At 36.9% G+C, this 10,985-nt stretch carries 12 protein-coding genes; 8 read left to right on the forward strand and 4 right to left on the reverse strand.

All coding sequences use genetic code 11. The features are described 5' to 3' along the window. Positions 1-12 precede the first annotated feature (12 nt). From aroK to I6F45_RS16385, 4 genes are read left to right on the forward strand one after another with little or no spacing between them, the layout of a single operon-like run. Positions 13-531 carry a shikimate kinase AroK gene (aroK, locus tag I6F45_RS16370; RefSeq protein ID WP_004589350.1) on the forward strand — a complete coding sequence of 173 codons (519 nt, stop codon included), beginning with the start codon at positions 13-15 and terminating at the stop codon, positions 529-531. 27 nt (positions 532-558) lie between these two features. Further along, positions 559-1,629, forward strand: coding sequence for a 3-dehydroquinate synthase (gene aroB / locus I6F45_RS16375; RefSeq protein WP_010553793.1), 1,071 nt, complete (start codon positions 559-561; stop codon positions 1,627-1,629). After that, the gene (locus I6F45_RS16380) at positions 1,630-2,973 is read left to right on the forward strand and encodes an AAA family ATPase (protein ID WP_169061033.1); all 1,344 of its coding nucleotides are present in this window, start codon (positions 1,630-1,632) and stop codon (positions 2,971-2,973) included. Between the two features lie 53 nt (positions 2,974-3,026). Beyond that, complete coding sequence (locus I6F45_RS16385) at positions 3,027-3,884, forward strand: Dam family site-specific DNA-(adenine-N6)-methyltransferase (RefSeq protein WP_165740603.1); 858 nt, start codon at positions 3,027-3,029, stop codon at positions 3,882-3,884. On the opposite strand, the gene I6F45_RS16390 is transcribed toward I6F45_RS16385, so the two are convergent. Both I6F45_RS16390 and I6F45_RS16395 read right to left on the reverse strand, forming a co-directional pair. Continuing rightward, positions 3,841-4,026: a DUF2970 domain-containing protein gene (locus tag I6F45_RS16390; RefSeq protein WP_197161162.1), complete on the reverse strand. Its 186-nt coding sequence runs from the start codon at positions 4,024-4,026 to the stop codon at positions 3,841-3,843. The genes I6F45_RS16385 and I6F45_RS16390 overlap by 44 nt on opposite strands. A gap of 3 nt (positions 4,027-4,029) precedes the next feature. Then, positions 4,030-4,332, reverse strand: coding sequence for a hypothetical protein (locus I6F45_RS16395; RefSeq protein ID WP_007586287.1), 303 nt, complete (start codon positions 4,330-4,332; stop codon positions 4,030-4,032). Positions 4,333-4,493: 161 nt separating this feature from the next. On the opposite strand from I6F45_RS16395, the gene rpe reads away from it, so the two are divergent. From rpe to trpS, 3 genes are read left to right on the forward strand one after another with little or no spacing between them, the layout of a single operon-like run. Further along, complete coding sequence (gene rpe, locus I6F45_RS16400) at positions 4,494-5,177, forward strand: ribulose-phosphate 3-epimerase (RefSeq protein WP_197140480.1); 684 nt, start codon at positions 4,494-4,496, stop codon at positions 5,175-5,177. Beyond that, a complete protein-coding gene (locus I6F45_RS16405; RefSeq protein WP_197140478.1) occupies positions 5,177-5,842 on the forward strand; it encodes a phosphoglycolate phosphatase in 666 nt (221 codons plus the stop codon). Before rpe ends, I6F45_RS16405 begins: the two co-directional genes overlap by 1 nt. Before the next feature lie 32 nt (positions 5,843-5,874). Further along, the gene (trpS, locus tag I6F45_RS16410) at positions 5,875-6,879 is read left to right on the forward strand and encodes a tryptophan--tRNA ligase (RefSeq protein WP_165740607.1); all 1,005 of its coding nucleotides are present in this window, start codon (positions 5,875-5,877) and stop codon (positions 6,877-6,879) included. A gap of 129 nt (positions 6,880-7,008) precedes the next feature. Here the strand turns inward: trpS and I6F45_RS16415 are convergent, their stop codons facing one another. Next, complete coding sequence (locus I6F45_RS16415) at positions 7,009-7,929, reverse strand: TraB/GumN family protein (protein ID WP_197161164.1); 921 nt, start codon at positions 7,927-7,929, stop codon at positions 7,009-7,011. Positions 7,930-7,964: 35 nt separating this feature from the next. After that, a complete protein-coding gene (locus I6F45_RS16420; protein ID WP_197161167.1) occupies positions 7,965-8,330 on the reverse strand; it encodes a hypothetical protein in 366 nt (121 codons plus the stop codon). A gap of 283 nt (positions 8,331-8,613) precedes the next feature. On the opposite strand from I6F45_RS16420, the gene I6F45_RS16425 reads away from it, so the two are divergent. Beyond that, positions 8,614-10,755: a transcriptional regulator gene (locus I6F45_RS16425; protein WP_197161170.1), complete on the forward strand. Its 2,142-nt coding sequence runs from the start codon at positions 8,614-8,616 to the stop codon at positions 10,753-10,755. Positions 10,756-10,985 lie beyond the last annotated feature (230 nt).

Below are 10,985 nucleotides of genomic sequence, written 5' to 3' on the forward strand. Positions count from 1 at the left end.
GTACTAAAAGATATGGCTGAGAAACGTAATATATTTCTAGTTGGCCCCATGGGGGCTGGCAAAAGCACGATTGGTCGTCACATCGCTGACCAATTACACCTTGAATTTGTTGATTCTGATCAAGAAATCGAACGCCGCACAGGTGCAGATATTGCATGGGTATTCGATCTTGAAGGTGAAGAAGGCTTTAGACTTCGAGAAGAGTCTGTTATTGGCGATTTAACCGAGATGCAAGGTATTGTACTTGCTACCGGTGGTGGTTCAGTAATGAGCAAAGAAGTTCGAAACAAGCTTTCGGCTCGAGGTATCGTTGTATACCTAGAGACACCTATAGAGAAGCAAGTTGCACGCACGCAACGCGACAAGCGTCGTCCATTACTGCAAACTGAAGAAGCACCTCGTAACGTACTAGAGCGCTTAGCAGAAGAACGCGAGCCACTATACAAAGAAGTTGCTGATTTTGTTGTACGTACCGATGAGCAAAGCGCTAAAGTTGTTGCTAACCAAATCATCGAGAAATTAGATTTTTAAAAACCAATAATAAAGGAATAGCCAAGCATGCTTAAATTAACTGTTAATTTGGACGAGCGAAGTTATCCTATTTATATTGGGCAATCTGCACTTCAAGATAATGGCCGCCTGGTTCACCACATTGGTGATTGTCGGCCTATCATCATTACTAATGACACAATAGCGCCTTTATATTTGCAAAGGTTACTTGATTCATTAGCTGATCTAAATCCGCTATCTTTTATTATTCCTGACGGTGAGCAATATAAATCACTTGAATGGTTTGAAAAAATATCAGCATTTTTACTACAAAATAACTGTGGCCGAGATACGTGTTTAATTGCGTTAGGTGGCGGTGTTGTAGGTGACCTAACTGGTTTTGTAGCGGCTTGTTATCAGCGCGGCGTACCGTTTATTCAAATACCAACGACAGTGCTTTCACAGGTTGATTCATCGGTAGGTGGAAAAACGGCAGTAAATCATCCGTTAGGTAAAAATATGATAGGGGCATTTTATCAGCCTCAAGCGGTTTTTATTGATACGCAAACATTACACACTCTACCTGCACGAGAGTTTGCAGCAGGTATGGCTGAGGTAATTAAGTATGGTCTGATTTACGATACCGAATTATTTGCCTATTTAGAGCGAAATGTGACTAATTTACAGCAATTAGATGAAGCATGCTTACAGCATATCATTTTTAGATGTTGTGAAATAAAAGCGCTTATAGTTGCTCAAGATGAAAAAGAACACGGCTTACGGGCTTTGTTAAACTTAGGCCATACATTTGCCCATGCAATTGAGGCACAGATGGGTTATGGCGTTTGGTTACACGGCGAAGCTGTTGCAACAGGAATGGTATTAGCAGCTAAACTTGCCAAGACACGCCAAGATTTAAGCGCAGATGAAGTTGATCGAATTATTAAGCTGCTTGAGCTATATAATTTACCAACAGAAATTCCAAAGCAAATGACTAGCGAGCAGTTTTTAACGCATATGCGTAAAGACAAAAAGAATAAAAAAGGCACTATCCGCTTTATTCTACCTACCCAATTTGGCCAGTGTGCATTAGTTGATAATGTATCTGATGATCAAGTTAGAGACTTAATCGAGCAGTAAATGCAGTCACAAATTTTACCAAGCCGTGCGGCTTTGGTGGATAGAATCGCACTGCAATTTGAGTACGGGCAAAATTTAATTGTTTTACTTGGCACTTCTGGGCTAGGTAAAAGTTACATGCTCGAAACCTTCATTACAGATAAATACAACGACTTTAATAAAGCCTTCGTGCAAGTAAGTGCGCAAATGACTGATGCTCAGCTAATGAGTGAGTTATTAGAGCAAAGCTTTAACTCTCCCCTGATTGATCATAACTTAAGTTTACCTGAAAACTATTACCAATTACTGCAGCAGCAACCATGCGGGCCATGTTTATGGGTACTTGATGGCGGTAGGCAATTATCTGATGAGATGTTAATTGAGCTTGAGTTACTTTCTAAAAACAGCCCAAATACGCTATATATTATAATAGCTTCACAGTCCAAACTGGCTTTAAATAACGCTGTTGAAATTTATCTGGAGCCGCTAACGCTTCGAGAAAGCAAGATGTTATTGCAGTGGTACTTTACAGACTTACCCTATGATGAAGACCCTGTATTTAGTACTTTTTTAGCTGAGGCTCATGGTAATCCAAGCTTATTGCTTGCTTGGCAACCTAGTGAGCACATAGCCGATATTATTGTTAAAGACAAAGTGTCTTGGCGATTACACTTATTGATTTTGATGTTGCTGATTATGCTTTTAATTATTGGTCTGCTTTATAAGTCGGATATGACGCAGTGGTGGCAACAGTATTATCAGCAAGAAGAAACACAAGTAGTAAATACAGCAATATCTATAGAGCAAGTAAGTGAGCCGGCTATAAAGAAAAATGACTCAATAATTAACTTAAATGAACTTGAAGTAGTTGAGCCAGATATTAAGCCAGAGCGTGTACACATTAATGATGTGCCTGCCATAATGCAAAGCCTTACCGAACCTGGCAACACCGTTAACGTATTAGACAATGATGTTGATGATAGTACTAATAATAAAAGCAGTGTATCAAGTGACGTTAAATCTGAAGCTCTAAAAGTAAATACAGCAGAGCAAACCCAGATCAGCCAAGATAATATATGGTACATGCAGCAAATAGATACAAATAGTGTTATTCAATTATTAGCCGTAACTCAGCAGGAAGTTAGCGATAATTTTATTGCTCAATTCAATCTACAGCAGCAAACTCATACTTACCAAACAAAGCGAAATAATAAAATATGGTGGGTTGTTACATTTGGCAGTTTTGAAAGTATAAACGAAGCAAAATCAGCAATGGATACTTTATCTGCTGAGGTTAGAAAAAATAAACCTTTCTATAAAAAAATTAGTAAAATAAAGCAAGAAATAGCACTCGTTGATCAGTAAAACACACTGCTTTAGTGTAAAATCGCGCAACACCAGATTGAAGTAAAGAGCCAATGCAGCAAAAGAGTAGAGCCTTCCTTAAATGGGCCGGCGGAAAATACAGCCTAGTTGAAAATATTAATGCGCGATTAAACCAAGCTAGCAAGCATGCTGATACGTTGGTTGAACCTTTTGTTGGTGCAGGCTCTGTGTTTTTAAATAGTGACTTTAAACACTATATTCTCAATGATATAAATGCAGACTTAATTAACTTATACAAAGAGCTAAAAAGCTCTCCAGATGAGCTGATTAGTGACGCTAAAAAGTTATTTGTAGATTTGAATAATCACGCAGATGCTTATTACGAATATCGTGTACAGTTTAATCAAAGTCGTGATGTATATGAACGTTCAATATTGTTTTTATACATGAACCGCCATGGTTACAACGGACTCTGTAGGTATAATTTAAAAGGTATTTTTAATGTGCCTTTTGGTAAATATAAAAAGCCTTACTTTCCTGAAAAAGAAATGTATTTTTTTGCTGAAAAAGCACAAAAAGCAACCTTCACCTGTTTAGACTACGATGACGTTTTTAAGTTAGTACCTAACAATGCTGTTATTTATTGCGACCCACCTTATGTACCATTAAGTAAAACGGCTTCGTTTACCTCTTACGCTAAGGGCGGGTTTAATTTAGATGATCAGGCTAATCTGGCTAATCTGGCTGAGAAGGCGGCGTTTGAAAACAACACGCCAGTGCTTATATCTAATCACGATACTGTATGGACTCGAAAAATTTATAGCCAAGCATCACTTGATCAAATACAAGTAAAGCGCACTATCAGCCCCAAAGGTGGCTCTAGAAATAAAGTAGACGAGTTAATGGCTATGTATTTAGCACCCAAGCAACCACTGCATAAATTGCGATAACAAAAGCAATAAATAGTGTAATCGCAATTAAAATAATAGACGTAGGAGAGTGTTGTTTAAAATCAACTTGGCGTTTATTTTCAGATTGAACACCAAAAAATGCTGCTAGCACACTTTGCAACGCGCTAATAAATTGCAGCATTATTTAAAATAAGGGTTTTAAAGAAGGAGTATTTTTAGAATCATCAGAACTAGTAAGTAGTTCTAGCAAATCGAGGTAATGAAACTGAGCGCTACGGCTATCGCCAGTTAACCACGAAAACCACGATGACTCTTCTTCAGCTTTAATACACGTGATTGTAGTTAATGTGTTTTGAGCACTTACCACTTGTGTATTATGACAATTACCCACTGAGCTTAATTCTTGCTCAGAGCTTGAATCAAAGCTAAACGCCCCGATAAGCAGTAATGCCGACGCAATTAATATCCCAGTTTTAAAAGCACGCATGATGAAATCCAATAATTTGTTACTTTTTTAATCATAGCAAATATTGATTAAATATCAAACTTAAAGTTACCTGAAATAGGGGCTATTACGCCATATTACTTGGGTAACATCTTCAATTAAGTTACATTAACGCAATACACTATTTATTGATGGAGTTAATCATGTTTAACCCAGAGCAAAAATATTTAATTGCCCCTTCTATTTTGTCTGCTGACTTTGCAAAGTTAGGTGAAGATGTTGACAAAGTACTCGCTGCGGGTGCAGATGTGGTTCATTTTGATGTAATGGATAATCACTATGTACCTAATCTAACAATTGGCCCAATGGTGTGTAAAGCACTTAGAGATTACGGCGTAACAGCGCCTATCGACGTGCATTTAATGGTTAAGCCTGTTGATAGCCTTATTCCACTGTTTGCAGAGGCAGGTGCATCAATTATTACTTTTCATCCAGAAGCTAGCGAGCACGTTGATCGTACAATACAGCTGATTAAAGATCACGGCTGTAAAGCAGGCTTAGTGTTTAACCCTGCTACAAGCTTAAGTTATTTAGATCATGTTATTGATAAGCTCGATACCATTTTACTTATGTCGGTAAACCCAGGTTTTGGCGGGCAAAGTTTTATCCCTCATACGCTTGAAAAATTACGCCAAGCAAAACAGCGTATTATTGAATCAGGTCGAGATATTCGCTTAGAGGTTGATGGTGGTATTAAAGTCGATAACATTGCAGCAGCAGCTCAAGCGGGGGCAGATATGTTTGTTGCAGGTTCTGCTATTTTTAACCAACCAGATTACAAAGTTGTGATTGATCAAATGCGTGAGCAGCTTGGAAGTGTAAAATAATGAAGTACGATATCGCCTTATTTGATTTAGATGGTACCTTGGTTGATAGCGTTTACGATTTATATATAGCCATAAATCTCACATTAACTGACTTAGCATTTCCGATAGTAAGTCAGCGTTTGGTTGAAAGCTGGGTAGGTAATGGTGTTGAAGTGCTAGTTAAACGCGCCTTGAGTGGCGATATGCAAGTGAGTGAACATTTAGATGAATCACTCAGCAGCAAAGCTATTACGCAGTTTTATAAACATTATGAGCAACATGTGGGTGAATATAGTGTGTTGTACCAACATGTAGAAACTGGGCTTGCAGCACTTCGCGGTATGCCCAAAGCATTAGTCACTAATAAGTCTCGTGTGTTTACAGAGAAGTTGCTTGATAAACTAGCACTAGCGAGCCATTTTGATGTGATTGTATGTGGTGACGATATGGCAAAAAAACCATCTCCAGAGCCATTGCTATTTGCCTGTAAAAAGCTAAATGTTGAACCGAATAAAGCAATAATGATAGGTGATTCTAAAAGCGATATACTTGCAGCTAAAGCCGCTAACATAGACGTAATTGCACTTAATTACGGCTATAACCAAGGTGAAAACCTTGCAGATTATAATCCGCAGTACCTATGCGATAACTTCTTAGATATAATACCTGTTCTAACGCAGCGTTAAATATTATTAATTAAGCTAAATAAAGGAAAATCATGAGTAAACCAGTAGTATTAAGTGGCATGCAGCCAACCGGTGGTATGACAATAGGCAACTATGTTGGCGCTATTAACCAGTGGGTTAAGCTACAGGAAGAATGTGATAGCTACTTTATGCTTGCAGATTTGCATGCGATTACGGTACGCCAAGACCCTGAATTACTTCGCGCTCGCGTACTGGATGGAGTTGCGTTATATACAGCATGTGGTATCAATCCGGAAAAATCTGCATTATTTGTACAATCTCAAGTGCCTGAGCATGCTCAACTTGGTTGGGTTTTAAACTGTTATGCGCAAATGGGTGAGCTTAATCGTATGACGCAGTTTAAAGATAAGTCAGCAACGCACGCTAATAATATTAACGTGGGTTTATTTGCTTATCCAGCTCTGCAAGCGGCGGATATTTTATTGTATCAAGCAGATAAAGTACCTGTAGGAGATGATCAAAAGCAGCATTTAGAGCTGACTCGCGATATTGCTACGCGCTTTAATAATGTATATGGCGATATTTTTACGCTACCAGAACCGTATATTCCTGAATTTGGTGCTCGCGTAATGAGCCTACAAGATCCACTTAAAAAGATGTCAAAGTCAGATGAAAACCCAAATGGTTTTATCATGATGCTAGACGAGCCTAAAAAGATTGAGAAAAAACTTAAAAAAGCAGTAACAGACTCAGACGAACAAGCGCGTATCTACTTTGATCGCAAAGAAAAGCCGGGTGTATCAAACTTGCTTACTTTATTAAGCGTTGCAACTAAGCGCTCAATTGAAGACTTAGTGCCAGAATACGAAGATAAAATGTATGGCCATTTGAAGAAAGATACCGCTGATGCTGTTGTAAGCATGATTGAACCTATTCAAGCTCGCTTTAAAGAGATTAGAGAAGATCAATCGCTTCTTAATAACATCATGAAAAAGGGCGCTGAAAAAGCGAGTGCTCGAGCTGAGGTTACATTAAAAGCCGTTTATGATGCAGTTGGATTTATTCCACGCCCATAAGGATAGCTTTACCACTTATGTAAAAATGCCGCTTACTTCAAATAAGCGGCATTTTTTATATAATACTAATTAACATTAAAAAACCAAATATAAATAATAACGACATTGCTTGTTTGTCTGTCTTGTCCATTATTCAGCGTCTTTAGTTGTTATTTTAACGCTCTCTTCAACATCAACTAGAGAAACTTTATAGCCCTTGTTTTCAAGTAAGGTAAGTAAACTATCTTGTCCTGCAAGGTGGGCAACTCCAACAAGTACAAACTCATTTTTGTCGTTGTTAAACATGGCTTCTACTTTTGGTAACCAATCATTATTTCTATCTATAATAAGTTGTTTATAGCTATTCGGATCATTTTGCTGCATATCTTCAAGTGCCATTTTATTCAGTGTGTCTGTATCACCTTTGCGCCAGGCAGTTAAAAGTCCTTTAAACATATCGCCATAGTTGTGAAGCTCGGCTAAGTTACGTTTAATGAAATCGTTTTCGTTGCCTTGACCCATTGTTTTAAAAAGCTCTAACTGAAATTCCATTGTTTCTAAGTAATTTTTTGTTTTGTTATCTTCAGTCGCTTTTTTAGTAAAGTAAGCATCAACCCCTTCACCCATTAAATTTTGCTTTTGAAGCTCCATCGACATTAAAACAATACTAACCATAGCAGGGCGAAAACCATCTAACTTAGCTAGGTTAGCGCCAAACTCGCTAAGCTTATTTTCAAGTGAAGCCTTAATCTCGGGTTCTAGCTTTTGACTCAACGTTTCGTTATTTGTATACGATAGCGCACCTAACATTTGCATTTGTGCATTGGTGTCGGCTGGGTCAGGTAACGGTGCTTCTAAAATAATTGTATCTGCTTGTTCATAAGCATGGTTAAACTCGGCGGGTAGTGGCATTTCAGCTTTAGGTAGTATGTGAACTGTACCGCCAATAAATAGTGAGTCATTGCCATTACTTACTTGCCATACAGAGCTTTGAGCCTGTGCTGTATTTGCTAAAAGGCTACAACTAAGTAATACGCTAGCAGACACTAATTTTTTTGTGAATTTTTTCATGATCATTCCTTAATATAGCTTTTAATTTGATTTTTTTAGTTCGATAACACATTGCTGAAATATGCAGTTATTGACGATGTTACCTTTGAAAGATTTTTATCAATTTGCGAGTTTATTTTGCTCATTGAAGAGTCAAGCTCAGCTGATATTTTTTCATCTATTGAAGAAAGTAATGTTTGCTTATCAACATTACTTTTTAAAGGCTTAGAAGCGTCTATTTTGATTGTGTTTTGTAGCTCTTGATTAACAGGGTTAATTGCCTCTATGCTTTCATCAATCATGCATTTCTCAAAATTATTTTGAACGGTATCTTGTTTAGCGTCAGCTGCAATAACTGAAGTAGTATTAAAAGCCGTTGCTAGTAGTAAAGCTGGTAGTACTTTTTTCATTGTGTTGTTCATAATTAAACCTTTTATATTTTTTAAATGCAGCCAATTTAGAATCACAAATGATTTTTACTAAGCTGCTTGTTGATGACGGTTTAAAGAATATCGCTGAATTTGCATTGAGTCGCTTATCTAGTTATGAGCAATTAATAAGTAAGGTTTTTAATAACTTTAATTGTTTAAAATTAGTGGTTTAGTTTAAAACCTTATTTGATGATATAAGGTTTGTGGTTGCAGTTACTACACAAAAAAATGTACCTGTGATAGGGTTAGTTAAAATAAAAAATAATTAAAGACTATGAATTATCAAATCGGACCTTGGCAATTTATAAGTAATCGCTGTGTGATTACTTCAAACCATTTAGAAAGGGAATTAGATCCACTTTTAGTAAAGTTATTACTCCACTTTATAGATAAGCCTCAACAAATCGTTTCCCGCCAAGAGCTTATTGAGAGTGTGTGGCAACAGAGCTTTGTTGATGATAATGCGATTAACCGTGCAATCTCAGAGTTAAGAAAGCAGCTTGCCCACCCAATTGAAAAAGCGCCGCTTTTAAAAACGCATTACCGTAAAGGATATAGCCTAACAGTAATACCTGAGCGTTTAACGCAAGCAAACGTTTCGAAAGAGCCTGCAAATATTTTGCCTGACTCACCGGGTATTTCTGCCAAAAATGAAGAAATAGCTAGTGCAACTATTTCGAAACCAGTTCAAAAAAAGAATAGTAAAAAGTTTTTGATTTATTCTTTATTCGTCATTATTTTCCTGTGTTTTTTAGTATGGTTCGGGTTGTTTTTTATTAATGCACCTTCTAATGAAAAGATTAAACAGATCACGGTTAATAAGGTAGCAAGCACGTGGAATATAGGCAGTGAGGTTCATCCTGAGATGTCCTCAGATAAACAATATTTAGCTTATACAAATGTTGAACCTGAAAATGACGTAATGCATGCATTTGTAAAGCGACTATCTGATCAAAGGGAAGTTGAAATTACCTATCCTGGCTTTCAAGTATCCATTTTATCGTGGCAGTTAAATCAGCGCTCTGTGTTGTTACAAGCTACCAACTTAAAGCAGCAAAAGTGTGAAATGGTACTCGTTGATTTAAGCCAGTTTCCTGTTATAGGAGAGGCTACTTTAATTAAGAAGTGCGACCTTAGATACACAGGTTATGCGCAAGTAGACGAAAGTAGTGAGCATATTTATTACACCGAATATAAAAATGAGCATGAGGGTTCAGGTTTATATAAATATGATTTAGAACTTAAGAAAGAATTCATAGTGATTCCACCACCAGGCGTCATGTATGGCGTAATCATGCCTCGTTTATCTCATTCTGGTAGTAAAATAGCATATGTACTTAGTCAAAAGGGTAAGCCTTTTTCTGTATTTAGCTACAATTTTGAGACCCATGAAACCAAGCGGTTATTTAAAGCAAAGAAAAGCATAATTAGCTTCGCGTTTGACTGGCTTGCAGACGATAAAGGCGTGATTGTTTTTGAAGACTCTGAGCTTTCAACCATTGTGTTTGATGAAAATAATATCATTAAACGCACACTAACGGTTACCCCAGCAATTTCACCTTATTATATTGCAGTTCAATCTGCTAATAGCCTTTTTTACTCAGCAAATAAAACACAAGCATTTTCGTTAATTAAAGCGACTAATCTTTTTAGCGATGTTCCTGAGTATGAAGCACTCTACAAAAGTGATGAAGACGACTACAACATTGTAGAAGTCATTAATGAGAAAGGGCCAGCGCATATTTTTGTATCCGAGCGCTCTGGCAGCAGTCAGTTGTGGTTATCTCAAAACGGGCTTACAAAGCAACTTAGTAACTTTACTTATGAAGGGAAATCTAACTTTGCTATTGGCGGACTAAGAGTATCGAGTAAGCAAGATCGTGTTTTATTAAGAATTAATAATGATATTGCATTTTTTGACGTTATGTCGAACAAGCTCTATACCATAGCTGAGTTTAAAGGGCGAAAAATACTAAACTATGTATGGTCTAAAAATAATGAAAGTATAATTTATTTAGAGCGAAGTGGTTCAGAAAATCTATTTGCTCAGTTTAATTTATTAACGCGAGACACAACTATATTAGAGGGTGTTAAAGCTAACAAATTAATTTCAGACGTTGACGGCACTAATTATGCGATTACAAATAATCAGTTAATTAAACTATCAGATAAACAGAATTGGGAATTGCCTAAAGACGCGCGACAAGCGCAACTTTTTGCCATTAATGGTAATTACCTCTACTACTCTGATGCTATTTCAAGAGTTGCTCGGCTTAATTTAGAAGATAAAACAGTAAAAGATGTGCACGTGGATTTTAAACCCATCGCATTTTTTATTAGTAATAACAATCAGATTTTCTTTACAGAATCAAAATATAAAGATATGCAAATAATACAGATAAGTTGGAACGACTAGGGCGTGTCTATCTTTTTAGATTAAGTTTGTAGCAGTGTGTTGTTTTTCTTTAATAACATTTTCGATTGTTATACCAATTCGCTTAATTAAGTGATCTATTTTGAGGATGGAAAAACGTGTTGATAGCTAGGCAAAAAATTCGCTATTTAGTTGTTCTAAATGAGAATTTTTTAACACAGGTAGCGACACGTTTAGCCCCGCAAAATGATTAAGTATTATTGCGGATTGGT

The sequence above is a fragment of the Pseudoalteromonas sp. SWYJZ19 genome (genome assembly GCF_015864375.1).
Taxonomy (GTDB): Bacteria; Pseudomonadota; Gammaproteobacteria; order Enterobacterales; family Alteromonadaceae; genus Pseudoalteromonas; species Pseudoalteromonas arctica.

Coding starts and splice junctions, on each gene's coding strand:
- aroK (WP_004589350.1), top strand. CDS start 13: ATGGCTGAGAAACGTAATATATTTCTAGTTGGCCCCATGGGGGCTGGC.
- aroB (WP_010553793.1), top strand. CDS start 559: ATGCTTAAATTAACTGTTAATTTGGACGAGCGAAGTTATCCTATTTAT.
- I6F45_RS16380 (WP_169061033.1), top strand. CDS start 1,630: ATGCAGTCACAAATTTTACCAAGCCGTGCGGCTTTGGTGGATAGAATC.
- I6F45_RS16385 (WP_165740603.1), top strand. CDS start 3,027: ATGCAGCAAAAGAGTAGAGCCTTCCTTAAATGGGCCGGCGGAAAATAC.
- I6F45_RS16390 (WP_197161162.1), bottom strand. CDS start 4,026: ATGCTGCAATTTATTAGCGCGTTGCAAAGTGTGCTAGCAGCATTTTTT.
- I6F45_RS16395 (WP_007586287.1), bottom strand. CDS start 4,332: ATGCGTGCTTTTAAAACTGGGATATTAATTGCGTCGGCATTACTGCTT.
- rpe (WP_197140480.1), top strand. CDS start 4,494: ATGTTTAACCCAGAGCAAAAATATTTAATTGCCCCTTCTATTTTGTCT.
- I6F45_RS16405 (WP_197140478.1), top strand. CDS start 5,177: ATGAAGTACGATATCGCCTTATTTGATTTAGATGGTACCTTGGTTGAT.
- trpS (WP_165740607.1), top strand. CDS start 5,875: ATGAGTAAACCAGTAGTATTAAGTGGCATGCAGCCAACCGGTGGTATG.
- I6F45_RS16415 (WP_197161164.1), bottom strand. CDS start 7,929: ATGAAAAAATTCACAAAAAAATTAGTGTCTGCTAGCGTATTACTTAGT.
- I6F45_RS16420 (WP_197161167.1), bottom strand. CDS start 8,330: ATGAACAACACAATGAAAAAAGTACTACCAGCTTTACTACTAGCAACG.
- I6F45_RS16425 (WP_197161170.1), top strand. CDS start 8,614: ATGAATTATCAAATCGGACCTTGGCAATTTATAAGTAATCGCTGTGTG.